Source organism: Leisingera methylohalidivorans DSM 14336 (assembly GCF_000511355.1).
In the GTDB taxonomy this organism is placed as follows: domain Bacteria; phylum Pseudomonadota; class Alphaproteobacteria; order Rhodobacterales; family Rhodobacteraceae; genus Leisingera; species Leisingera methylohalidivorans.
The window spans coordinates 1,902,456-1,925,290 of the sequence record NC_023135.1; the positions used below are offsets into that span (position 1 = coordinate 1,902,456).

General features: G+C 61.3%; 21 protein-coding genes. 10 read left to right on the forward strand and 11 right to left on the reverse strand.

All coding sequences use genetic code 11. The annotated features are described in order from the left end of the window. Positions 1–16 precede the first annotated feature (16 nt). From ntrX to dusB, 5 genes are all read right to left on the reverse strand, one after another. Entirely contained in the window at positions 17–1,426 is a 1,410-nt protein-coding gene (ntrX, locus tag METH_RS09450) for a nitrogen assimilation response regulator NtrX (protein ID WP_024090228.1), read from the reverse strand. After that, positions 1,423–3,702: a sensor histidine kinase NtrY-like gene (locus tag METH_RS09455; RefSeq protein ID WP_024090229.1), complete on the reverse strand. Its 2,280-nt coding sequence runs from the start codon at positions 3,700–3,702 to the stop codon at positions 1,423–1,425. Before METH_RS09455 ends, ntrX begins: the two co-directional genes overlap by 4 nt. A 100-nt stretch (positions 3,703–3,802) precedes the next feature. Then, positions 3,803–5,170: a sigma-54-dependent Fis family transcriptional regulator gene (locus tag METH_RS09460; RefSeq protein ID WP_024090230.1), complete on the reverse strand. Its 1,368-nt coding sequence runs from the start codon at positions 5,168–5,170 to the stop codon at positions 3,803–3,805. Between the two features lie 3 nt (positions 5,171–5,173). Continuing rightward, complete coding sequence (locus METH_RS09465; RefSeq protein ID WP_024090231.1) at positions 5,174–6,253, reverse strand: two-component system sensor histidine kinase NtrB; 1,080 nt, start codon at positions 6,251–6,253, stop codon at positions 5,174–5,176. Then, a complete protein-coding gene (dusB, locus tag METH_RS09470) occupies positions 6,250–7,236 on the reverse strand; it encodes a tRNA dihydrouridine synthase DusB (RefSeq protein WP_024090232.1) in 987 nt (328 codons plus the stop codon). Before dusB ends, METH_RS09465 begins: the two co-directional genes overlap by 4 nt. A 181-nt stretch (positions 7,237–7,417) precedes the next feature. Here dusB and METH_RS09475 point away from each other — a divergent pair, with 181 nt between their 5' ends. The 4 genes from METH_RS09475 to METH_RS09490 all read left to right on the forward strand — a co-directional run bounded on the left by METH_RS09475 (position 7,418) and on the right by METH_RS09490 (position 10,863). Next, positions 7,418–8,554 (forward strand): bifunctional 2-C-methyl-D-erythritol 4-phosphate cytidylyltransferase/2-C-methyl-D-erythritol 2,4-cyclodiphosphate synthase, encoded by a 1,137-nt coding sequence (locus METH_RS09475; RefSeq protein WP_024090234.1) that lies wholly within the window; start codon positions 7,418–7,420, stop codon positions 8,552–8,554. Then, a complete protein-coding gene (locus METH_RS09480; RefSeq protein ID WP_024090235.1) occupies positions 8,551–9,048 on the forward strand; it encodes a phosphatidylglycerophosphatase A family protein in 498 nt (165 codons plus the stop codon). Before METH_RS09475 ends, METH_RS09480 begins: the two co-directional genes overlap by 4 nt. Then, complete coding sequence (locus tag METH_RS09485; RefSeq protein WP_044008380.1) at positions 9,045–9,518, forward strand: CinA family protein; 474 nt, start codon at positions 9,045–9,047, stop codon at positions 9,516–9,518. Before METH_RS09480 ends, METH_RS09485 begins: the two co-directional genes overlap by 4 nt. A 163-nt stretch (positions 9,519–9,681) precedes the next feature. Next, a complete protein-coding gene (locus METH_RS09490; protein WP_024090237.1) occupies positions 9,682–10,863 on the forward strand; it encodes an ammonium transporter in 1,182 nt (393 codons plus the stop codon). Between the two features lie 98 nt (positions 10,864–10,961). Here the strand turns inward: METH_RS09490 and tmpT are convergent, their stop codons facing one another. Together tmpT and METH_RS09500 are read right to left on the reverse strand one after the other, a co-directional pair. Continuing rightward, positions 10,962–11,603: a thiopurine S-methyltransferase gene (gene tmpT, locus METH_RS09495; protein WP_024090238.1), complete on the reverse strand. Its 642-nt coding sequence runs from the start codon at positions 11,601–11,603 to the stop codon at positions 10,962–10,964. A 93-nt stretch (positions 11,604–11,696) separates the two neighbouring features. Continuing rightward, positions 11,697–12,143: a type II toxin-antitoxin system RatA family toxin gene (locus tag METH_RS09500; protein ID WP_024090239.1), complete on the reverse strand. Its 447-nt coding sequence runs from the start codon at positions 12,141–12,143 to the stop codon at positions 11,697–11,699. Positions 12,144–12,217: 74 nt separating this feature from the next. Between METH_RS09500 and hpt the strand changes: the two genes are divergently transcribed. Both hpt and METH_RS09510 read left to right on the forward strand, forming a co-directional pair. Further along, the gene (gene hpt, locus METH_RS09505) at positions 12,218–12,763 is read left to right on the forward strand and encodes a hypoxanthine phosphoribosyltransferase (RefSeq protein ID WP_024090240.1); all 546 of its coding nucleotides are present in this window, start codon (positions 12,218–12,220) and stop codon (positions 12,761–12,763) included. 254 nt (positions 12,764–13,017) lie between these two features. Next, positions 13,018–13,347, forward strand: a complete 330-nt coding sequence (locus METH_RS09510) for a hypothetical protein (RefSeq protein ID WP_024090242.1) — start codon at positions 13,018–13,020, stop codon at positions 13,345–13,347. A gap of 3 nt (positions 13,348–13,350) precedes the next feature. On the opposite strand, the gene METH_RS09515 is transcribed toward METH_RS09510, so the two are convergent. Both METH_RS09515 and lipA read right to left on the reverse strand, forming a co-directional pair. Continuing rightward, positions 13,351–14,493, reverse strand: a complete 1,143-nt coding sequence (locus tag METH_RS09515; protein ID WP_024090243.1) for an amidohydrolase — start codon at positions 14,491–14,493, stop codon at positions 13,351–13,353. Continuing rightward, positions 14,490–15,443, reverse strand: a complete 954-nt coding sequence (gene lipA / locus METH_RS09520; protein ID WP_024090244.1) for a lipoyl synthase — start codon at positions 15,441–15,443, stop codon at positions 14,490–14,492. Before lipA ends, METH_RS09515 begins: the two co-directional genes overlap by 4 nt. Before the next feature lie 220 nt (positions 15,444–15,663). Here lipA and METH_RS09525 point away from each other — a divergent pair, with 220 nt between their 5' ends. Beyond that, on the forward strand, positions 15,664–16,578 hold the full coding sequence (locus METH_RS09525; RefSeq protein WP_024090245.1) for a hypothetical protein: 915 nt from the start codon (positions 15,664–15,666) through the stop codon (positions 16,576–16,578). Between the two features lie 185 nt (positions 16,579–16,763). Then, complete coding sequence (locus METH_RS09530) at positions 16,764–17,312, forward strand: peroxiredoxin (protein ID WP_024090246.1); 549 nt, start codon at positions 16,764–16,766, stop codon at positions 17,310–17,312. Positions 17,313–17,385: 73 nt separating this feature from the next. Here the strand turns inward: METH_RS09530 and METH_RS09535 are convergent, their stop codons facing one another. After that, on the reverse strand, positions 17,386–18,465 hold the full coding sequence (locus METH_RS09535) for a DUF6456 domain-containing protein (protein WP_024090247.1): 1,080 nt from the start codon (positions 18,463–18,465) through the stop codon (positions 17,386–17,388). 233 nt (positions 18,466–18,698) lie between these two features. Here METH_RS09535 and METH_RS09540 point away from each other — a divergent pair, with 233 nt between their 5' ends. Next, a complete protein-coding gene (locus tag METH_RS09540) occupies positions 18,699–19,058 on the forward strand; it encodes a DUF6477 family protein (RefSeq protein WP_024090248.1) in 360 nt (119 codons plus the stop codon). Between the two features lie 15 nt (positions 19,059–19,073). On the opposite strand, the gene METH_RS09545 is transcribed toward METH_RS09540, so the two are convergent. Beyond that, positions 19,074–20,618, reverse strand: a complete 1,545-nt coding sequence (locus METH_RS09545) for a trimethylamine methyltransferase family protein (RefSeq protein ID WP_024090249.1) — start codon at positions 20,616–20,618, stop codon at positions 19,074–19,076. Between the two features lie 243 nt (positions 20,619–20,861). Between METH_RS09545 and guaA the strand changes: the two genes are divergently transcribed. Next, complete coding sequence (guaA, locus tag METH_RS09550; RefSeq protein ID WP_024090250.1) at positions 20,862–22,430, forward strand: glutamine-hydrolyzing GMP synthase; 1,569 nt, start codon at positions 20,862–20,864, stop codon at positions 22,428–22,430. The last annotated feature ends 405 nt before the right edge of the window (positions 22,431–22,835 follow it).

Sequence of the window (22,835 nt, forward strand, 5' to 3'; positions counted from 1 at the left end):
CGCAAGGGCGGCTTGATCAGGCCTGTTCCTCCTCGGCCTCCACATGCGCCACACGGGCGCCCGCCTTGTTTGAGGTCACAACCCCCAGCGACTTCAGCTTACGGTGCAGCGCTGAACGCTCCATGCCGACAAAAGACGCCGTGCGGCTGATGTTGCCGCCAAAGCGGTTGATCTGGGTCAGCAGGTATTCACGTTCAAACGCCTCCCGTGCCTCGCGCAGCGGCAGTGTCGCCAGCGCCCCGGACAGGACCACCCGGCCTTCTTCCTGCGGCTTGTCTTCTTCACGCGGCAAATCCTTGGCCTCGATCGGACCGCTGCCATCGCCAAGAATCAGCACCCGCTCCACCAGGTTCTTGAGCTGGCGAACATTGCCAGGCCACAGCATGGTCTGCATCAGCGCCACAGCCTCTTCGGTCAGCTCCCGCAGCGGCAGCCCCTGGGCCTCATTGAATTGGGCGATGAAATGGCCGGCCAGCAGCGGAATATCCTCGCGCCGATCCGCCAGCGAGGGCACCGCAACCGGCACCACATTCAGCCGGTGATACAGCTCCTGGCGGAAGCGGCCGTCCTCGATTTCAGCGTCGAGGTTCTTGTTGGTTGCAGACACCACCCGCAGATCGACCCGGACCTTGTCCGAGCCGCCGACCCGTTGGAACTGCTGATCCACCAGCACCCGAAGAATCTTGGATTGGGTGCCGAGCGGCATATCGGCAACTTCGTCAAAGAACACCACACCGCCATGGGCCTGTTCCAGCAGCCCGGGTTCCACCCCGCGCTCCGACGACTCGCGGCCGAACAGAACCTCTTCCATCCGGTCGGGTTCGATACTGGCGCAGTTCACGGTGATGAAGGGGGCGGAGGCCCGGTTTGAATTGGCATGGATGTAGCGCGCGGCAATTTCCTTGCCGCTGCCGGCCGGGCCTGTCAGCATCACCCGGCCGTTTGACTTGGTCACCTTGTCCAGCTGGCTTATCAGTGTCCGGAACGACGCAGAGGTTCCGATCATTTCCGCCGGACCGGTATCCTTGCGCTTGAGATCCGAATTCTCCCGGCGCAGGCGCGAAGTTTCCATCGCACGTCGGATCACCACCATCAGCTGGTCGATGTTAAAGGGCTTCTCGATGAAGTCATAGGCCCCCTGCTTGATCGCCGCGACTGCAATTTCGATGTTGCCATGGCCGGAAATGATCACCACCGGGATCTCCGGGTTGTCGCGTTTAACGGCCTTAAGGATATCGATACCGTCCATCTGGCTGTCCTTCAGCCAGATGTCCAGAATCATCAGTGCCGGCTCGGATTCTTCCAAACGGGCCATGCATTCGTCGGAATTGGCCGCCTTGCGGGTGGCGTAGCCTTCATCCTCCAGAATGTCCGAGACCAGTTCGCGGATGTCGCGCTCGTCGTCTACAATCAGAATGTCACTCATGTCAGACCTGCTTTCACTGTGCTCTTGTTTGGCGCCGCCGTCCGGTTCACGGCTGGCAGGCGGATTACCGCCATCGCGCCGTAATGCGCGTGTCCCTCGAATACCGGGGCATCTTCCAGCGTCAGCGTGCCCCCGTGCTCTTCGATGATTTTCTTAACAATCGGCAGCCCCAGCCCGGTGCCCGCATCCCGCGTAGTCACATAAGGCTCGAACAGCCGGGCCCGGTCTTCGGGCAAGCCGATGCCGTTGTCGGCAATACGGATTTCATAGAAATTTCCCGCCTTGGCTGCCGTCACCCGGATCTCCGGCACCAGCCCTTGCGGGTTTTCCTTTATCTGCAGGCTTTCAATGGCTTCGCCCGCGTTTTTAATTAGATTGGTCAATGCTTGGCCAATCATGGTGGCATCCAGATCGGAGGGCATGGCTGCTTCGGGCAACTCAGCCTTGATCCGGACACCAGGCTGGCCCTGCTGCTGCAGGATGACCGCATCCCGCAGCAATTGGACCAGATCCTCTTCGCGCCGCTCCGGTTCCGGCATGCGGGCGAATTTCGAGAATTCATCAACGATCCTGCGCAGATCATTTGTCTGGCGCACAATCACATCGGTCATCGATTGCAGCTGGTCGCTGTTTTCCTCTCCCAGTTTGGGCGCGAATTTGCGTTTGATCCGCTCCGCGCTCAGCTGGATCGGAGTCAGCGGATTTTTAATCTCATGGGCAATCCGGCGCGCCACATCGCCCCAGGCCGCCATCCGCTGAGCGCTGACAAGATCGGTCACATCGTCAAAGGCCACCACATAGCCTTCCAGCCGTCCCTGTTCCGACCGGCGCAACGACATCCGCACCAGCAGGTTTTCCAGCCGGCCCTGACGGGAGACTTTGATTTCCTCCTGCACCACTTCGGCGCTGGTTTCCACCAATTCGGCAAACAGCGGTCCGAACTCCGGCACTGCCACCGACAAGGCCAGGGATTGCTGATCCTCCTGCCAGTCCAAAAGCCGCTCCGCCGACCGGTTCACAAAGGTGACACGCCCGGCGGCGTCCAGCCCGACAACCCCCGACGTTACCGATGACAGCACAGAATCAAACAGTCGGCGGCGGCGTTCGATTTGCCGGGTATTGTCCAGAAGGCGCCCGTGCTGCGCCTTAAGTTCCCGCGTCATCTGATTGAAATACTGACCCAATTGCGAGATTTCATCGCCACCGTCATCTATCGGCACCTGCACATCCAGGTTGCCGGATCCAACCCGTTGCGCCGCCACTGTCAGACGCCCGACCGGGCGCGACAACCGCTCGGCAAACCACATGCCCAGCCACATCGCCGCGAGGATCAGGATCACCGCAAAACCGATATAGAGCAGCGCAAATTCAAACAGCACCCTTCCGCGCTCACTTTCCAGCTGCTGATACAGATGCGCGGTTTCCTGGGTGTCATCCAGAAGGTTCAGAAGCTCCCCGTCCACATCACGGCTGATGTAGAGAAACCGGTCGACAAACGCCTCCAGCCGCACCAGCGCGCGGAACTCACTATCTCTCCAGTCCTCGATAAGCAGAAAGCCATCCTCGCGGGCGGCACTGATCTGGCGGTCATTCGGCTTCTCAAAGTCGAACTCGTAAGACCGCTCGCCGCGCGCCCGGATCAGGCCGGCGCTGTCGACGATATACGCCTCGCGCAGCCCGCGCTGGATCTGCAGCTGGCCTTGTGACAGCACCAGACGCAGCTCTGCGTCATTGATGAAGAAACTGCGGGCACGGCTGTTGTCCAAGTAGCGCGCCAGCGCGCGGGCATCTTCGGTCAGGTCGTTTTTCTGCTGCGCCTGATACGCTTCCGCCGCAGCCAGTGAACTGCCGATCACCTGCCGCACCCGCTGGGAAAACCAGCCCTCAAGCCCGACATTCACCGTCAGCACGGCGAATACGGCAACAATGACAGTGGGGATCAACGCCAGAAATCCAAAGGCCCCGATCAGCCGCAAGTGCAGCCGGGAGCCCGCCGATTTGGAACGCCGGGCCGCAAACAGCCGGACGATCTGCGTCATCACCAGCGCCGCAATGGTCAGGATGTAAACCAGGTCTGCCAACAGTATCAGCCGCAGCGGTCTGGAGGACGCCCCCTGCCCCAACGGGCCGATGATGAAAAAAGTCGCCAATGCCAGCACCGGTCCCAGCAGAACCAGGCCAATGGTGCCGATATTGCGCGCCCGGCGGGTTCTCCGCCACCGGTCCAAGGCCGCAAAAGGCCCGTATGCCGCCCTCAGATGTGACTTATGCGCCACTGACTGCCCTCATCCTGATGTGCAACTCTTTGCGAGTCACCGCCATATCTCGTGGCCCTGCCTAGGGAATTCACAACAAGGCCACATTTCTGTGGCGATATTACATCAGTTTGCGGCGGCGTGTCACCTCAATATCCAGATCCGTGATCTTCTTTCGCAAAGTATTCCGGTTGATCCCCAGCAATTCGGCGCATTTTGCCTGATTGCCGCCGGTCGCCGCCAGCGCGATTTCGATAAGCGGTGCTTCCACCTCGCGCAGCAGCCGCATATAAAGCCCCGGCGGCGGCAGCAAGTCGCCATGCAGATCGAAATAGCGCTGCAGGTGGCGGGCCACCGACTCCGACAGTTTTTCATTGGCAAGGCCCGCCGTGGCAGGCTCCGGCCCGTTCTGCGGCCCCAGCACCGCTGCCGCATCCGCCTGGCTGATTTCCTCGCCGCGGGCTGTCAGCGCCAGCCGCCGGACGGTGTTTTCCAGCTGGCGCACGTTGCCAGGCCAGCCGAAATTGCGGAGCACGTCCCGCGCACCTTCACTCAGCTCGCGGTGCGGCCCGCCTTCGTTTTCAGCCCGGATCAGAAAATGCTCCGCCAGCAGCGGTATGTCTTCCACCCGCTCGCGCAGCGCTGGCACATGCAGTGCAGTTCCGCAAATCCTGTAGTAGAGATCCTGGCGCAGCTCTCCGGCCTCGATCGCCGCGGCCAGATCTTTCTGACTGGAGGCGATGAACCGCGGCGCATGGTCACCCGGCGTGTCCATCATCCGCACCAGCCGCGCCTGGGCCTCTTCCGGCAGGTCGGCCAGTTCATCTATCACCAGCGAGCCGCCCTTGGCCTGAGCCAGCAGCCGCGCCGGCCCTTCCAGCTCGATCAATGCCGCGGCATCAGCATGAACGAAGGGCAAAGTCCGTCTGTCGGAAAAGTCGTGAATGGCCTGCGCGATCAGTGATTTACCAGTGCCGCTTTCACCGGTGATCAGAAGCGGCAGTTCCGTATTCATCACCCGCGCGATCAGCCGGTACAGCGTCTGCATCACCTCGCTGCGGCCAATCAGCGGCAACTCTTCCGGATGATCTTGCGATTCGGCCTTTGCGGCTACAGGCGCCACCCGCTTGGCCGCCAATGCTTTGGCCGTGCGCTTCATCAGCTCCGGAAGGTCAAACGGTTTCGGCAGATAGTCGTAGGCTTCGGCCTCCTCCGCCTTGATCGCAGTCATGATGGTATTCTGCGCTGAAATCACGATCACCGGCAGACCGGGCCGGTCCGCCTGGATTTTGGGAAGCATTTCCAACCCGTTCCCATCCGGCATCATGACATCCGAAATGACTGCATCACCCTTGCCCTCTGCCACCCATCGCATCAGCGTGGTAAGCGAAGAGGTCGCATGCACCTTACAGCCCGCGCGCGTCAGCGCCTGGGTCAGAACGGTGCGGATGGTGCGGTCGTCATCTGCGACCAGTACGGTGCCGTCCATGGATCAGCTCTCCTGCGGTTTTCCGTCACGCGGAACGCGCGACAGCGACAGCCGGAACACCGTGCGCCCGGGAACCGAGCTTACGGATATCCAGCCATTATGCTCCGAAATGATCTTGCTCACCAATGCAAGGCCCAGCCCGGTGCCATTCTCCCGGCCCGACACAAACGGGTCGAAAATGTCATCCTTGATCTTCTCCGGCAGCCCCGGCCCATCGTCGCAGATTTCGATCTGCAAAGGCAGCAGTTTGCCGGTTCCATCACTGCGGCGCAGCCGGAAAGAATGTTCATAGAAAGTGCGGATAGAAATATTTCCGCCTTTCGAACCAGCAGCCTCCGAGGCGTTCTTGAGTAAATTCAGCACCACTTGCAGCAGTTGATCCGCATCCCCCCAGGCCAATGGCAGCGAGGGATCATAGTTTTCCGTAATGGTCATGCGGGCGCCGAACCCCAGCAGCGCTGATCGCCGCGCCCGGTCCAGCACATCGTGCAGGTTCACCGGCTTGAACGCCGGCCCGGTCAGGTTGCCGAATTGTTCCACTTGATCCAGCAATTTCACAATCCGGCGGCTTTCGCTGACGATCAGTTCGGTCAGCTCCAAGTCATCAGAACTCAGGTTCATGCTCAGAAGCTGCGCCGCCCCGGTGATGCCGGCCAGCGGGTTCTTGATCTCATGCGCCAGCATCTCTGCCATGCCAATGGCCGAGGCGGCAGCGGATTTGGCGGAATGGGTCTGGGTCATCCGCCCGGCCAGCTCCCGCGGGGTGACCATCAGCAGCATCACCCCCTCCTGCCCATGCAGCGGCGCAATCTGAACCCCGCATTGCAGCGGTGCCCGGCTGCCGGAGCCGACGTCGATGTCATTCACGAACAGCGGCGTGCCCTGCACCCGCGCACGGGCAAAGGCCACCTCAATGGGCGCATCAATGGCCAGCGCATCCCAAACCGGCAGCCCCACCAGCGCCTTGCGCGAGGTATTCAAGAACCCCTCGCCAGCCGCATTTACATCGGCAATCTTGTCCCAGGCATCGATCAGAAACGCAGGCACCGGCAAAGAGGCCCAGAGGGCAATGCTGTCCTTCATGCGGCGGCCTCCGGCTGTTGCGCGGTCAGCGCCTCGGGAAGCAACGCAATCACGTCTTCCGGGTCCTTCTCTGTCAGCACAGCACGTCGCATTGCAGGACCGGTTCCGGCCTCATCCATGTACCAGCCCAGATGCTTACGCGCGACGCGTATGCCCAGATCCAGTCCGTAAAAGTCGAGCATCGCCCGGTAATGTTCTGCAACCATTGCAATCAGCGCATCGCCTGCCGGCACATCCGGTGCCGGCGTCCCCCACAGCTCATGCGCCACTTCGGCCAGCAGCCAGGGCTTGCCTCCCGCGCCGCGCCCGATCATCACACCGTCAGCACCGGACAGCTCCAGCGCCCGGCGTGCGGTTGCCGTATCCACAATATCGCCGTTGGCAAGCAGCGGAACGCTGACTGCATCCTTCACTGCCCGGATCGCCCTCCAATCCGCCGCCCCCTTGTAGAACTGGCAGCGGGTGCGGCCATGGATCGTGACCATCTGCACGCCTGCCGCGCAGGCCCGGCGCGCCACATCCGGCGCGTTCAGGCAATTATCGTCCCAACCCAGCCGGGTCTTCAGCGTCACCGGCACATCCACGGCTCCCACAACAGCCTCGATCAGCCGCAGCGCGTGGTCCGGCGTCTTCAACAGAGCTGATCCGGAATAGCCATTGGTCACCTTTTTCGCCGGGCAACCCATGTTGATGTCGATGATCCGCGCGCCCTGCCCTGCGACCTGCCGGGCGGCCTCGGCAATCCAGTATTCATCACGCCCGGCCAGCTGCACCGCTGTATTCTCCACATCCGCGCTCAGTTCCGCCCGCTCGCGCACACCGGGCTTGGCCTGCACCATCTCCTGACTTGCCACCATCTCGCTCACCATCAGCCCGGTCCCGAAAGAGCGGACCAGATCCCTGAACGGCCGGTCGGTGATTCCAGCCATCGGTGCCAGAGCGATCGGCGGCGACATGGAAGTGGTTCCAAGCGTGAAGGACAACTGCCTAATCCTTGTGCAATTGAGAGGTGTTTAACTGAAGTCTCTGCTATGCAGCAATGAAACTGCCCCTTGCAAGGCACAGCAAATCATCATTTGCCTATTTTTCAGGCGCATTCCGCGGGGTGATTGCCTATCCCCGCGCCACCTCATAAACAAATGCCGAACTTATCAAGAGGCCCGCATGACCACAGCAGCCCTGATCGTCGCCGCCGGCCGCGGCACCCGTGCAGGCGGCGGCACGCCGAAACAATGGCGCCCGCTGAAAACCCGGCGGGTGATCGATTGGACGCTGGGCGCCTTCGAAAAAGCAGGTGTGGACCTCACCGTGCTTGTGCTCTCGTCAGACGATCATCGGGCTTGGGATGAGTTTTCGGGAAAACCCGGCCTGATCCTTGCCGAAGGCGGGACCGAACGCGCGGCGTCGGTGGTCAACGGGCTAAGGGCGCTGCAACAGAACAGCATAGACAAGGTGCTGATCCACGATGCTGCCCGCCCTTGTGTCAGCAGCGATCTGATCCACAGCATTATCAGCGCCTTGGATGAAAGCCCGGCCGCAGCTCCGGCCCTCCCGGTGACCGACGCGCTGTGGACCGGCGCGGAGGGCAGCGTGACCGGCAGCCAGGACCGCAGCGGCTTGTTTGCGGCGCAAACCCCGCAAGGGTTCCGCTACGGCGCGATCCTCGCTGCCCACAACGCCCACCCCGGCGGCGCCGCGGATGACGTTGAGGTCGCGCGCGCTGCAGGGCTTGACGTCCGCATCATTCCGGGCGAGCCGGACAACATCAAAATCACCCGCCCCGAGGATTTTGCCCGGGCGGAACGTATTCTGGGAGCTGACATGGATATCAGGCTTGGCAACGGCTACGACGTGCACCGGTTCGGCCCCGGCGACAGCGTGATCCTCTGCGGTGTGGAAATCCCGCACGACAAGACCCTGCAGGGCCACTCCGACGCCGATGTCGGCATGCACGCCGTCACCGATGCGATCTATGGCGCGCTGGCCCGCGGCGATATCGGCCAGCACTTCCCGCCCTCCGACCCGCAGTGGAAAGGGGCAGCCAGCGAGATCTTTTTGCGCCATGCTGCCAGTCTGGCGCGTGAAATGGGCTTCACCCTCTCCAATGTCGATTGCACCCTGGTCTGCGAATACCCCAAAGTCGGCCCCCACGCCGCCAGGATGCGCGAAGTGATGGCGGAAATTCTGGGCATCGCTGCAGACCGGGTGTCGATCAAGGCCACCACTTCTGAGCGCCTTGGCTTCACCGGCCGCGGCGAAGGCATCGCGGCCATCGCCACCGCCGCACTGGTGAAAGCATGACTCCGGCGCAATTGATCGGCACCGTCTGCGGCGTCGGCTTTCTGCGCCCAGCGCCTGGCACCTGGGGTTCTCTGGCGGCTCTCCCTTTGGCCTACGGGCTGCATCAACTGGGCGGATTCCCCCTGCTGGCGCTGGCAACCCTTGCCAGCATTCCTGCAGGCCTATGGGCCACCAGGGTCATGACCGCAGGCAGCGACAATCACGACCCGTCTGAAATCGTGGTGGATGAGGTCGCAGGCCAGTGGATCGCGCTTTGGGCCATCTCCTATCCGGCTTGGGCGCATGGCATTGCCATCACGGTGCTTTGGCCGGGCTGGATCAGCGCGTTCCTGCTGTTCCGTCTGTTCGATATCTGGAAACCGGGTCCTGTCGGCTGGGCAGATCGCCAGGAAGGCCCGTTTGGTGTTATGATGGATGATGTCATCGCCGGTGCCATGGCCGCCATCGGCGTTGCCCTGCTGGCCGCCTTCTCGCACGGGGTACTGGGGTTATGAGTCCTGATGTTGCAAAGCTGGTCACCCAAGCTAAAGCTGCAGGGGTGACCATTGCCACCGCTGAAAGCTGCACCGGCGGCATGATTGCAGCGGCACTGACGGATATCCCCGGATCCTCCGCCGTGGTCGACCGCGGTTTTGTCACCTATTCCAACGGCGCCAAGATGCAGATGCTGGGCGTGAAGGCGGAAACACTGGACGCCAAAGGTGCGGTCAGCGAGGACGTCGCGTCTGAAATGGCCGAAGGTGCCGTGAAAAAAGCAGGAGTCTCGCTCGCGGTTTCCGTCACCGGCATCGCAGGCCCTGGCGGATCTGAGTTCAAACCCGAGGGCCGCGTCTGTTTTGGCCTGGCCCGTGCAGGCCGTTCAACGGTCACTGAGACCGTGGAATTCGGCGCCATTGGCCGCGCCAATGTCCGAATGGCCGCCCGCGACCATGCGCTCTTTCTGCTGATGCGGGCAATTTCGTAAACCGGCCGCATTCCGGGCAGCACCGGCAAACGCCTGCCCAAAAAACCAGCACTTGCAGAAAAGCCCCCGATTTGTGCGGCTTCCGCACCTCTGCCGCTTTTTTTCGCGCAGACTTTCCGCTTTGTCCTGACCTCACCGGTTTTTGAGGGGAAGGAACACTCGGATGAACGGAGCGGATACCGCATGGATCATTGTGGCCACGGCCCTGGTCCTCTTCATGACATTGCCAGGGCTGGCCCTGTTTTACGGCGGGCTGGTACGTGCCCGCAATGTGCTCAGCGTCTTCATGCATTGCTACGCCATTGCCTGTTTGATGAGCGTTCTGTGGCTCGCATTCGGCTACACAATTGCCTTTGGCAGCGGTACCAGCGGTCTATGGGGCGGGCTGGACAAGATGTTCCTGAACGGTGTGAGCGCCGACAGCCTGTCCGGCACTTTGCCCGAGGTTCTGTTTTTTGCCTTTCAGATGACATTTGCCATTATCACGCCCGCGCTGATCGTCGGCGCCTATGTCGAGCGCGTGGGCTTTGGCTTTATCCTCGTCTTCTCGGGCCTTTGGATGCTGCTGTGCTACGCGCCGGTAGTGCATTGGATATGGGGCGGCGGCTTCCTGGCGGATGGCGGCATCTTCGGCGAAACCGGTGTCAAGGACTTTGCCGGCGGCATCGTGGTGCATGAGACTGCAGGTATCGCGGCGCTGATCATCGCCTTTTACCTTGGCCCGCGCAAAAACCGCGCTATCCCGCCGCACAACCCCGGCTATGTGATGATCGGTGCCGCGATGCTTTGGGTCGGCTGGTTCGGCTTCAATGGCGGCTCGCAACTTGCCGCGGACGGAGGTGCTGCGATGGCGCTGACCGTAACCCATCTTTCAGCCGCCACGGCCTCGCTCAGCTGGGCGCTGTGGGAAAAGATCAAATACGGCAAGGCCTCGCTGGTGGGTCTGGTCACTGGCACCATTGCGGGCCTTGCCTCGATCACCCCGGCTTCCGGCTTTGTCGGCCCGGTGGAAGCACTGATCATCGGGGCCATTGCCGGTGTGCTGTGCCAGGAGATGGTCAACCTTGTGCGCAACAAGATACAGATCGACGACACTCTGGATGTGTTTGCCGTGCATGGTGTCGGCGGCATCTTCGGCACCCTGATGATTGCGGTCTTCGGCGCCGGCAGCTGGGCCGCGCAGCTGGGCGGGCTGGTCATCGTCGGTATCTTCACGGTGGTTGTGACCATCGTGGTGGTGAAAGTCTCCGCCGCGATCACATCCCTGCGCGTTGATCTTGAAAGTGAGACCAATGGCCTCGATCTTTCAGTTCACGGTGAGCGCGCATACGACATGAACAGCTGACCCCGGCAATGACGAATGCCACCACTCACGGCAGACGGTGCAATATTGGCACCGGACGGGTCCCTGCGGGGGCCCGTTTTCTGCTTCAATCAGCGGCTTCAGCGCCGGGGTTTCAGCAGCCAGGCTTGCTCCAGCGCGTTGCAGTGTTCGCCGATGCGGCCGTCCGCGGCTCGTTCCTCGATCAGGTTGATGTCATGGCTGCCCTGATAAAGCGCCTGCACAGTTGGCCCCGGCACCGAAAACGGCGGCCCTTCCATCAGGGACTGGTCATAATCGAACCCGATCAGAAGTTGCTTGGCCGTGCCCGTGATCCGGTTCAGATGCGCCGCATAGGCCTGCCGGTCCTCCGGCTTCACCGCAACCAGCGCCGCCCGGTCATAGACCGCATCAACCTGCCCAAGAAGCGCCGGTAACAGGGCAAAAAAATCTCCGGCGTACAGGGTCAAATTGCCTGCCTGAAACCGGATGAGGCCCTCCTGCCGGGAAATCTCAGGCGCCAGCCCTTGCCGTGCGAACACGTCCTCCACCGCGCCCTGATTGAACTCCACTCCGGTCACACGCAGCCCTTGCGCGCACAGCCAGTCCAGATCCAGCGCCTTACCGCAAAGCGGCACAAAGACCGACTGGCCAGTTATCAGATCAAGCCGGTCAAAATACTTCTTCAGCAATGAGTTAGGTGCCGGTTCGTGAAACCCGATCCGGTTTTCGCGCCAGCGTGTCTGCCAGAATTCCTGCTCCATTGCGGGGTGCTCCTTCCGTGGAAAATGCCGTTTCCAGAAATTGATACGACTTGAAGCCCGCTTCAGGGCAACAGGTTTCTGCCCAGCAGAGGCTTAGCCGTACAGCTCCGCCGCACGGCGTTCAAAGGCACGCACGATCCGCTGCATCGCCTCGTTAAAGACCACGCCTATGATCCCCTGCAGCACCGCGTTTTTGAACTCGAAATCGACGTAGAAGGATACGTCGCACGACCCATCCTCGCGCGGGGCAAAGGACCAGTGGGATTTCATATAGCGGAACGGGCCGTCCAGATACTCGGTATCGATCCTGCGCTCGTCCGGATACAGCGTCACCCGGCTGCCGAAGCGTTCGCGGAACACTTTGAAGGAGATCACCAGATCCGCTTCCATCACCTCGGCTTCCCCCAGCGGTGCGCGGCTGCGGATACGGGCTGCAGCGCACCAGGGCAGGAATTTCGGGTACTGCGCGACATCGGCCACCAGATTGTACATCTGCTGCGCGGAATACGGCATCTGGCGGGTTTCCGAGTGTGTGGGCATCGGCCTGCTGTTTTTCTGCTACAATTGTGCCGCGTCATGTCCTATGAACGCGCGGAAAATTCAAGGGGGCAGCCATGTCACAGCGTCCATATGTCATTGATGTGATGATCTCGGCCAAGGCCATTGCAGCACGGATCGAAGAGCTTTGCGGGGAAATTCAGGCCGAATTCGCCGATACCGACAAACTGATCGTGGTTGGCCTGCTGCGCGGCAGCTTTGTGTTCATCGCCGATCTGGTGCGCGAGCTGGACCTGCCGATCGAGGTTGATTTCCTGGAGGCGTCTTCCTACGGTGACGCGATGGAAAGCAGCCGGGAAGTGCGCATTCTCAAAGACTTGCGCGGTGCCATTGAAGGGCGCGACGTGCTGGTGGTCGAGGATATCGTCGACACCGGCCACACGCTGAACCACGTGACCCACCTGCTGCAAAGCCGCAATCCTGCACGGTTGAAATCCATTGCGCTGCTGGACAAGCCATCCCGGCGCGAGGTGGATTTCCGCTCGGATTGGGTGGGTTTTGAGATCCCGGACGAATTTGTCGTGGGTTACGGGATCGACTACGCGCAGCGCAACCGGAACCTGCCGCACATTGGCAAGGTGCGGTTCACAGGCGAAGCCTGATCCGCTTCCCTTCCGCTGCACTCGCGGTGCTCTGCGTTCCTGCAACCTGCGCTGCCGCCTTCAAGCTCACGGCGGGCGCCTATGCAAGAATGCGGCAATCCTCAGAAAAACGCAGCTGGCCAGGGCGCAGCAAGAAACCGGCGCCGGACCGCCGGTTTCCGCCCTGCACCGGCGTTTTCCAGCGCAACGGATTTGCCTTTTCCGTCAGCCCTGATCATCTAGACACCCAACACGGTGATCACAGGAAACCCGCAATGCACAAGACAGCGATAGCGGCCGCAATTGCTGCGGCAAGCCTCGCCTTTGCCCCCGCCGCCACCCTTGCCGGACCGAAAAAAGGAGCCCCGGGCCACAAAAACAGCGCCGCCCATTATGCGCCCGGCCAGGTTAAGAAACGCCATGCGAGGCAAGGCCATATCCAGGGCGGCGACTGGATTTATGTGAACGACTACAATCGCTGGGGCCTGAACCCGCCGCGCGACGGTCACCGGTATGTCCGTCAGGACGGTAAAATCTATGAGGTCGTGAAGGACACCCTGGCGATTATCGGCGCAGTTGCGGTTGTCGACGCGCTGCTGAAGTAGCCCTCAGCCCAGCAGGTGTCTGACCGTATGCAGAAAAACCCCGGTTCCAGCCGGGATCGCCGCATCCGGAAAGTCGTAATCCGGATTGTGCAGCTGCGGCTGATCCGTCCCGGAGCCGAGCCAGAACATCGCCGTCTTTGCCTGCTTGGCGAACTGACCGAAATCTTCGGACCAGCGCTGGGGCATATCCTGCATCTGCACCGGACATCCCGCCGCCGTGGCAGCCGCGCGCAGAACGGCAACCGCCTCGGGATGGTTGGCGCAGGCGTCAAATACGTCATCGAATCCGGTTGAAAATGCCAGCCCTTCTGCCGCGCAGGCCTGTTCCGCTTGCGCCGTCGCAGCAGCTATCAGCCGCTCCATGCGGGTATCCGTGACTGTGCGCAACGTGGCCCAAACTTCACCGGATCCCGGCGCGATACCGAACGTGGCCTCGCCCAGCCGGGCGTGAGTCAGGGTGACCAGGGCAAACTCCGCCCCCAGCTCAGCACCGCTGCTCAAACCTGCAAGGGCGGGCAATAGCTGCGCGATGGCGCCGGCCGGCGACACCCCATCCTGCGGCGCGGCGGCGTGTGATGTCTTGCCGGTCAGCTTGATCCGCATCCCGCGCGACGCGCAATTGGCAGGACCGGAACACAACGCAACCTGCCCCACCGGCAGCCCCGGAAAGTTGTGCAGCGAAAACGCATAGTCGGGCGCGATCTGCGCAAAAACGGGATCAGCAATCACTGCGGCTGCGCCCCGGCCGGTTTCCTCGGCCGGCTGGAACAGCAGCACGGCACGGCCCCTTGCGGGACGGTTGGCTGAGAGATCCTCCGCCAGGGCGGCAACCATCGCCATATGGCCGTCATGGCCGCAAAGATGGCCGCGGCCCGCATGGGTGGAACGGTAGGGCTGATCCGACAGCTCCTCGATCGGCAGCCCGTCCAGCTCGCAGCGGATCAGGACGGTGGGGCCATCTGCCCTGCCCTCATAGACCGCTGCGATTCCATGCCCTCCCAGTCCCGTCAGCAGCTGATCCGGTTCATAACGGCGCAGATAGTCCGCCACCATGGCAGCGGTCTTCTCCTCGGCGCCCGAAACTTCGGGGATTTGATGCAGGGCTCGGCGCAAAGCGCTGAGCCGCGCCAAACGCTCAGGCGTCATGCAAGGCCCAGTTTCTTATTGCGGGCCTCGCGCAGCCGCGCAAAGTCATCGCCCGCGTGGTAGGAGGAGCGCGTCAGCGGCGTCGCCGAAACCATCAAGAACCCCTTGCCATAGGCGGCTTTCTCATAGGTCTTGAATTCCTCGGGCGTCACAAACCGGTCCACCGCATGGTGTTTGGGCGTCGGTTGCAGGTACTGGCCAATGGTCAGGAAATCGACATCGGCTGCGCGCATGTCGTCCATCACCTGTTTCACCGCCTGGGCATCCTCGCCCAGGCCGACCATGATGCCGGATTTGGTGAACATGGACGGGTCCAGCTCCTTGACCCGCTGCAACAGCCGCAGCGAGTGGAAATAGCGGGCACCGGCACGGACCACGGGATACAGGCCAGGCACGGTTTCCAGATTGTGGTTGAACACATCGGGGCGTGCGTCCACCACTTTTTCAAGGGCCGAGGCATCGCATTTGATGAAATCAGGCGTCAGGATTTCAATTGTCGTCTTCGGGCTGCGATGGCGCACTGCCCGGATGGTCTGGGCAAAATGCTCGGCGCCGCCATCCTTGATATCATCGCGGTCGACCGAGGTGATCACCACGTGGTTCAGCCCCAGCTTCTGGACCGCATCCGCCACCCGGCCGGGCTCGAACACATCCAGATCCTCCGGCGGTTTGCCGGTGGCAATGTTGCAGAACGAACAGGCCCGGGTGCAGACCTCCCCCATGATCATCATGGTGGCGTGGCCCTGGCTCCAGCATTCGCCGACGTTGGGGCAACCCGCTTCCTCGCAGACGGTGGTCAGCTTGTTGTCGCGCATGATCTTATGCGTTTCGGCATACCCCTTGCCGCCCGGCGCCTTGACCCGGATCCAGCTTGGCTTTTTTGGCTGAGCATTATCGGGACGATGCGCCTTTTCAGGGTGGCGCTGCTCCGGGATCTTTAGGTCTCTCACGTGGGTTTCCCTTCCGGCCTCTGGCTTCATTGCGGGTTTAACATAGCTGATCTGGCTTGGCACGGTCATATCTTCAACCCTGCCTTGACGTCTTGTCATGGCTCAAAGAGCGGCCAAACACAGGCGCAAATGCCGTTTTCTTTTGCCAAAGCGCGGCCCAGGCCCACATAATTCAGCTGCCGAATGAAGATGCGCGGTTAAAATGTTCAGGGAGGGTCCCATGGCCAAGGAACTGGAGAAGTTCAAAGCAGAACATAAGAAACTGGCAGCAGGTACCAAGACATACACCACTGCTGAGGGCGCCAAGCTCAAAAAACGGGTCGGGATTTCATTGGGCAACGCCTGGGAGGGCGAAGATTACTTCCGCGAAAGCCTGGCCAAGGCGCGCAAGGACGGAGTTGAATCCAAGAAACTGGCGGATCTGCAAAAGAACAAGAGCTTCAAGGACGGGCTGACCACCTGGAACAAGGCGGTGGATATTCATCAGAAAGAGCTTGATGCGATGCTGGGCTTTTGCAGCAATGCCAAGGCGCATCTGGCCAAGTTGGACAAACTGCTGGCCGACATCGGCAAAGATCTGAAAAAGCGATCCAAAACGTCTGCCTCGAAAAAGGATATCGAGGCGCTGCAAGACAAACTGGCCAAGGAAACCGCAGAAGTGAAGAAAGCGGCGCAGTATGAGGGCAAGCTGAACGCGGCACAGAAATTCTATGCTGCGAATTTCCAGAAAACCGTGGCCAGAATTCTGAAGGAAAGCGATGAGTCCCAGGATAAGAAGCTGGATGCCACCGAGCTGCCGCAGCTGCTGGTGGACCGGAATTTGAAGAAATACACCAATCAGGTCGGGGTGCTGGCAAAGGCGATCAATGCGCATTGCGTGTCGGCGATCGAAAAAGCCGGGCAGGACCTGAAGGCAGCAGTGCCGGATCTGAAGGCAGCGGAGGCAAAGTACAAGGATCTGAAGAAAATCAACGACCAATACCAGACGGTGAAAAAGAAGTTCCCCGGCAAAATCAACGATTCCAAGGACAAGAAGAAGCTTCTGGCCACATTAAAGAAATTCAATGACGTCACCACGGCAGCCGAGCGCAAATTGCGCGGCACCAAGGTGACAATCAAAAAGGCGGCAGTCTGACCGGCAGCCTCTCTTCTGAAGGACGCGAAACCCGCACCCGGTGTGCCGCCATTTGGCTTCCGGATGGCACAACTGCGGCGTCTTGTCCGGAACCTTCACATCTCGCGCACGGCCTTATTGATACCGGCTTAGAATCATTTTAAGTCTGCCCGCCGAACGAACACCCACCTTCAGGAGCATCCGAAATGAAAGCTGGCGTTAAGCTGCCCGACGTGACCTTCCACACCCGCGTCCGTGACGAAGCGGTCGAAGGCCCGAACCCCTTCCGCTGGGAAGACAAGACCACCGCTGACTACTTTGCAGGCAAGCGCGTTGTGCTGTTCTCGCTGCCCGGCGCCTTCACCCCGACCTGCTCCACCTACCAGCTGCCGGGCTTTGAAAACGGCTTTGCCGACTTCCAGGCCGAAGGCATCGACGCGATCTACTGCATGTCAGTGAACGACAGCTTTGTGATGAACAAATGGGCCGAAGCGCAGAACCTGAAAAACGTCGGCGTGATCCCCGACGGGTCCGGCGAATTCACCCGCAAGATGGGCATGCTCGTCGCCAAGGACAACCTGGGCTTCGGCAACCGCTCCTGGCGTTATGCCGCCATCATCAACGACGGTGTTGTTGAAGCATGGTTCGAAGAGCCGGGCCTGTGCGACAACCACGGCGAAGACCCCTATGGCGTGTCCTCCCCGGAGACCGTGCTGAAGCACCTGAAAGACGCCAAGGCCGAAGTCGCCGCCTAAGGCGCTGCCGCTTCTGCAAAATCTACGGGTCCGTCATGTGCGGGCCCGTTTTCGTTTGAGTTCCTGCCGGCGGTCAGCCGATCAACTCAGACTCCTGCGCGCTGGCCTCTCCGTAATAGTCCGTCAGATGCTGAAGGGCGATGCGCAGAACAACTTTTCCAGACCGGGCCGGCCAGCCCAGATTGCGCTCTGCTGTTTCCAGACCTTCCAGATGGCAGCAGCAGCGCAGTGCGATATCGCTCAGCCCCATGCCCAGCGCCTGCAGCGCCTCGGTCATGCGTTTGCGGGCGGCGGCCCCGGCCTCCAGGCTGCTGCTGCGCAACGCTTGGCTGCCTTGGGTGAAATACAGCTTTTCCTGCATCAGATGGCTGCTGATCTGGGCCAGCTCGAAATCTTCCCGCAGGCGCTTGCCTGCGCTGATCATGCCCGGGGTCAAAAAGGAATTCCCGTCCTTGTCGGACAGCCGGGCCAGCATCTCCAGCGGCGTTTCCGAACCGCTGTAGCGCGTTTTGCGGCCATAGCTGGATTTATCGCTGTCGTCGGGTGCCAGAAACGGCGTCTGGGCCTCGGCAAAGCCGCCCTCCAGACGGGCCCGCGCCCGGTTTTCCTGATCGGCAATGATCCGGTTCAACGCACTGCGCCCGGCAGGTGTGATGGCATAGCGGCTGATCCGGCCCCGGCGGACACAGGATATCCAGCCGGACAAGGCCAACGCACCGGCAAGGGGACGGGAGACCGCAACCTTCTGCCTATCCGCCTCGGCGCCTTCGCGCACGACCACCGCCATTTCCATGCCCTCGGCCGCAGCCAAAACCGCACCGCCGCGGCCAAGCAGGGTCAGAACACTGGCCGCCTCCTGCTCGAACCCGGCAGTCAATGCCCGTCCAGCGGGTTTAGCCGGGCCGGTGCCGGCGTTGCAGGCTTTTCCCGGGGCCGCTTGGTAACACCCGGCCAGGTATGTCAGAACTTCATCGATCAGAGGATCGTCCCGCAAGGTCTCCACCCGCCTGACCTGCCGCAGAATGGTCGAGGGATGGCACCCCGCCTTGCGAGCCAACTGCCGGATCGGGCGGCCTGCCTCTGTGTGCTGAAGGTAACGGCATGTCTCAAGCGGCACCCAGCCAGGCAGGGAAGTGCGCGGTATGTTTTGCATATATCAAGCCCCGGTCGTCAGCCAGGCCAGCCTGCTGGCCGCGATCAATAGCGGCTGAAGCTTTTCCACGTTCGCCTGACTGTAGTTGAACTAATGCGCGGATCAGGCCTCATTGTTTCCAAAGAAAACATAATCATCACGAAACATACCGTTCGCCGGTAGACCCCTAGCCGCAACACCACGATAGGTTGTGTTATAGCAAGTCCGGTACAGAGATTTGAAAGGAGAGGACCATGCAGGACGTACACACCCGCCTTAAGCTGCTGCGGCGCCCGCGGATTCTGGCACGGGCTGCCCGGCTGGGGGCACAGAACTATTGCCGGCAGCGGGATCTGCACCGGATTCTGGGGTATGGAACCCTGCCCAAGCCGGCCGCTGCCGTAATGCAGCTCTTGGAGCTGGAAAGCACGCAGGACGCCGCACGTAAGGCGGGTGAAGCGGGATATTCGCTGATCCGGCATGTTGACGTGCTGATTGCGCTGGCAGGCGAAACCGCCTTCCTGCGCAATACCGCCGCCCGTCCGAAAACGGAAACGGCGGCCCTTCAGGACCGCCGTTCTGCTGCGGCAGGGGCTGTTGCCCGCTGCCCCTGAGCTATTGCTGCGCGTTTACATGAACGCGTCGGGCATCGAGGCCTTTTTCTCGGCCACGTATTCCTCAAGCGCCTGCTTGATGGCCGGATCCATGGCCGGCTGTTCGTAAGTGGCCAGCAGTTTCTCGACGCGGTTGGTCGCCAGCGCATAGGTATCGCGCGCGCCTTCTTCTTCCCAGGTCTCAAACGGCTTGTAGTCAAGCAGCTCGGACTTCCAGAACGCCGATTTGAAGTTCGCCTGAGTGTGGGCGCACCCCAGATAGTGGCCGCCGGGGCCAACCTCGCGGATGGCATCCATTGCCTGGGCGTTCTCGTCCACCGACACGCCTTTGGCCAGGCCGTGCAGAACGCCCAGCTGGTCTGCGTCCATCACGAACTTCTCAAAATCGGCAACCAGGCCGCCTTCGAGCCATCCGCAGGAGTGCAGCTGGAAGTTCACGCCGGACAGAAGACCCATATTCAGCGAGTTGGCGGTCTCATAGGCTGCCTGTGCGTCGGGCAGTTTGGAGCCGCAGAACGAGCCGGCCGAACGGTACGGCAGGTTCATCCGGCGGGCCAGCTGGCCTGCGCCATAGGTGATGTGGGACGCTTCCGGCGTGCCGAAGGTCGGCGCGCCCGAGTTCATGTCAATCGAGGTCACCATGGCGCCGAAGATAACCGGCGCGCCTGCGCGGCACAGCTGGCTGTAAGCGACACCGGCCAGAACCTCGGCCAGAACCTGTGTCAGTGTGCCGGCAACCGACACCGGCGCCATGGCTCCGCCGACGATGAAGGGCGAGATAATGCAAGCCTGGTTGTTCTGGGCGTAGACTTCCAGCGAGCCCATCATCACGTCGTCGAAGGTCATCGGCGAGTTGATGTTGGTCAGCGAGGTCATCACGGTGTTGTTCTGCACGAACTCCTTGCCGAACAGGATACCGGCCATATCGACCGAGTCCTGCGCCCGGCTGGGTTCGGTCACGGAACCCATGAACGGCTTGTCGCTGAGGGTCATATGCGCCATCAGCATGTCCAGGTGGCGCTTGTTCACCGGGATATCCGTGGGTTCGCAGACGGTGCCGCCCGAGTGGTGCAGCCACTTGGACATATAGGCGAGCTTCACGAATTTGTTGAAGTCGTCCATGGTTGCATAGCGGCGGCCGCCACTGGCGTCGCGCACAAACGGCGGCCCGTAGACGGGTGCCAGCACCATATTGCGGCCGCCGACGACCACTGATTTCTCCGGGTTACGGGCGTGCTGGGTAAACTCGGACGGAGCGGTTTCGCACAGCTTGCGGGCCAGGCCGCGGGGGATGCGCACGCGCTCGCCGTTGACATCAGCACCGGCTTCGCGCCAGCGCTGCAGCGCCGCCGGATTGTCAACGAAGTTGACACCGACCTCTTCCAGGATCGTGTCGGCGTTGTATTCGATGATCTCCAGCGCTTCTTCGTTCAGAATCTCGAAGTTCGGAATGTTGCGCTCGATGTACTTCGCGGTCTCGATCTTGACGCTGGTGCGTTCGGCGCGGCGGGCGGCGCCGCCGCCACCCCGTGCGCGACGGCGCGGTGCTGCTTCTGTCATGGTTTATCCTCACCACAGGCATTTCATTGCGATGGGTATTATAGCCACCTCACACCGCGCCGCCGCAGGATTGCGGCCATTCAAGTTGAAAAGCGACATTGGCGGGGCATTTTCCACCGCGGCTGTGAACTTTTGCATACCTTTACCGGGTTCAGGACCGTTCTGCCGTGAAAATCAGGCCAGCAGGCAGGCGGAAGCTCAAACCCTCTTGCGGAAACCCTGTTCCTGCCCTATGGCGCGTGCATGACAGAGACATCCCATGACCGCCTTCTCATCATCGACTTTGGCAGCCAGGTCACGCAGCTGATTGCTCGCCGCCTGCGCGAGCTGAACGTCTATTGCGAAATCCACCCTTATCAGAATGTCACCATGGAGTTTGTGCGCGACATGGCGCCCAAAGCGGTGATCTTCTCAGGCGGGCCGGACAGCGTGACCCGCGAGGGCAGCCCGCGTGCGCCGCAGGAGATTTTCGACTATGGCGTGCCGATCCTGGGCATCTGCTATGGCCAGCAGGTCATGATGCACCAGCTGGGCGGCACGGTCGTAAGCGGCCATGGCACCGCCGAATTCGGCCGCGCCTTTGTCACCCCCACCGTGGAGACACCGCCGCTGTTGGAAGGCTGGTTCGCCAATGACAGCGACCGCGAACAGGTCTGGATGTCGCACGGCGACCACGTAAGCAAGATCGCCCCGGGGTTCGAGGTCTACGGCACCTCCCCCAACGCGCCCTTTGCCATCGCCGCCGATGTCAGCCGCAATTTCTATGCGGTGCAGTTCCACCCGGAGGTGCATCACACCCCCAATGGCGCCAAACTGTATGAGAACTTTGTCAAGCTGGCAGGTTTCTCCGGCGACTGGACCATGGGTGCCTACCGCGAGCAGATGATCGAGAAAATCCGCGAACAGGTTGGCGACAAACAGGTGATCTGCGGCTTGTCCGGCGGCGTTGACAGCTCGGTCGCGGCGATCCTGATCCATGAGGCGATCGGCGACCAACTGACCTGCGTCTTTGTCGACCACGGGTTGCTACGCAAGAACGAGGCGGAAGAAGTCGTCGCGATGTTCCGCGACAACTATAATATCAAGCTGATCCACGCAGATGAAAGCGATCTGTTTCTGGGGGAGCTGGACGGCCAGTCCGACCCGGAAACCAAGCGCAAGATCATCGGAAAACTGTTCATCGACGTGTTCCAGAAACATGCCGACACGATCGACGGCGCCGAGTTCCTGGCCCAGGGCACCCTGTACCCCGATGTGATTGAATCGGTCTCCTTCTCGGGCGGGCCTTCGGTCACCATCAAGTCCCACCACAACGTGGGCGGCCTGCCGGAGAAGATGGGGCTGAAACTGGTCGAACCCCTGCGCGAACTGTTCAAGGACGAAGTCCGCGCATTGGGCCGCGAACTGGGCCTGCCGCAAAGCTTTATCGGCCGCCACCCCTTCCCCGGACCGGGCCTGGCGATCCGCTGCCCCGGCGAGATCACCCGCGAAAAGCTGGAGATCCTGCGCGAAGCGGATGCGGTCTATATCGACCAGATCCGCAAGCATGGTCTGTACGATGATATTTGGCAGGCGTTTGTCGCGATTCTGCCGGTCCGCACCGTTGGTGTGATGGGGGATGGGCGGACGTATGACTATGCCTGCGCCCTGCGCGCGGTGACCTCGGTCGATGGCATGACCGCCGACTATTACCCGTTCAGCCATGAATTCCTGGGGGAGACCGCCACGCGGATCATCAATGAGGTCAAGGGCATCAACCGTTGCACCTACGACATCACCTCGAAGCCTCCGGGCACGATCGAGTGGGAATGACCCTCAGCTATCCAGCCCCGGCCCCAGCGGCCGGGGTTTTCTTTTGCCGGCATGGTTTTCCAATCCGTCAGGTGTTTTGAGATATTTCCCCAAACACGGCCGGTTTGGAGAACCCAATGATCATTTGCCACCCGTTGATGCTGATCTTCATTAAGACCAAGAAGGTCGGGGGCACATCTTTCGGGAATGCCCGGTTCAGTTTCTGCGACGAGGCTGGCGTCATCACTCCGATTACTCCGGAGGATGAGGTAAGCCGCAAAGACCTGGGGTATCACGGTGCGCAAAACCACCAGAAACAGGCCTGGCCGGAGGGCACGGAACCCGAGGCGCCGTTTTTCAACCGCATTCCGGCAGAACAGGCTAAGGCGCTGGCTGTCTACCTGCGCTATGAACACCTGGAGGAGG

Coding starts and splice junctions, on each gene's coding strand:
- METH_RS09490 (WP_024090237.1), top strand. CDS start 9,682: ATGAACGGAGCGGATACCGCATGGATCATTGTGGCCACGGCCCTGGTC.
- METH_RS09530 (WP_024090246.1), top strand. CDS start 16,764: ATGAAAGCTGGCGTTAAGCTGCCCGACGTGACCTTCCACACCCGCGTC.
- METH_RS09475 (WP_024090234.1), top strand. CDS start 7,418: ATGACCACAGCAGCCCTGATCGTCGCCGCCGGCCGCGGCACCCGTGCA.
- METH_RS09540 (WP_024090248.1), top strand. CDS start 18,699: ATGCAGGACGTACACACCCGCCTTAAGCTGCTGCGGCGCCCGCGGATT.
- ntrX (WP_024090228.1), bottom strand. CDS start 1,426: ATGAGTGACATTCTGATTGTAGACGACGAGCGCGACATCCGCGAACTG.
- METH_RS09480 (WP_024090235.1), top strand. CDS start 8,551: ATGACTCCGGCGCAATTGATCGGCACCGTCTGCGGCGTCGGCTTTCTG.
- METH_RS09525 (WP_024090245.1), top strand. CDS start 15,664: ATGGCCAAGGAACTGGAGAAGTTCAAAGCAGAACATAAGAAACTGGCA.
- METH_RS09460 (WP_024090230.1), bottom strand. CDS start 5,170: ATGGACGGCACCGTACTGGTCGCAGATGACGACCGCACCATCCGCACC.
- hpt (WP_024090240.1), top strand. CDS start 12,218: ATGTCACAGCGTCCATATGTCATTGATGTGATGATCTCGGCCAAGGCC.
- METH_RS09465 (WP_024090231.1), bottom strand. CDS start 6,253: ATGAAGGACAGCATTGCCCTCTGGGCCTCTTTGCCGGTGCCTGCGTTT.
- METH_RS09500 (WP_024090239.1), bottom strand. CDS start 12,143: ATGCCCACACACTCGGAAACCCGCCAGATGCCGTATTCCGCGCAGCAG.
- METH_RS09535 (WP_024090247.1), bottom strand. CDS start 18,465: ATGCAAAACATACCGCGCACTTCCCTGCCTGGCTGGGTGCCGCTTGAG.
- METH_RS09545 (WP_024090249.1), bottom strand. CDS start 20,618: ATGACAGAAGCAGCACCGCGCCGTCGCGCACGGGGTGGCGGCGGCGCC.
- guaA (WP_024090250.1), top strand. CDS start 20,862: ATGACAGAGACATCCCATGACCGCCTTCTCATCATCGACTTTGGCAGC.
- tmpT (WP_024090238.1), bottom strand. CDS start 11,603: ATGGAGCAGGAATTCTGGCAGACACGCTGGCGCGAAAACCGGATCGGG.
- METH_RS09515 (WP_024090243.1), bottom strand. CDS start 14,493: ATGACGCCTGAGCGTTTGGCGCGGCTCAGCGCTTTGCGCCGAGCCCTG.
- METH_RS09510 (WP_024090242.1), top strand. CDS start 13,018: ATGCACAAGACAGCGATAGCGGCCGCAATTGCTGCGGCAAGCCTCGCC.
- METH_RS09485 (WP_044008380.1), top strand. CDS start 9,045: ATGAGTCCTGATGTTGCAAAGCTGGTCACCCAAGCTAAAGCTGCAGGG.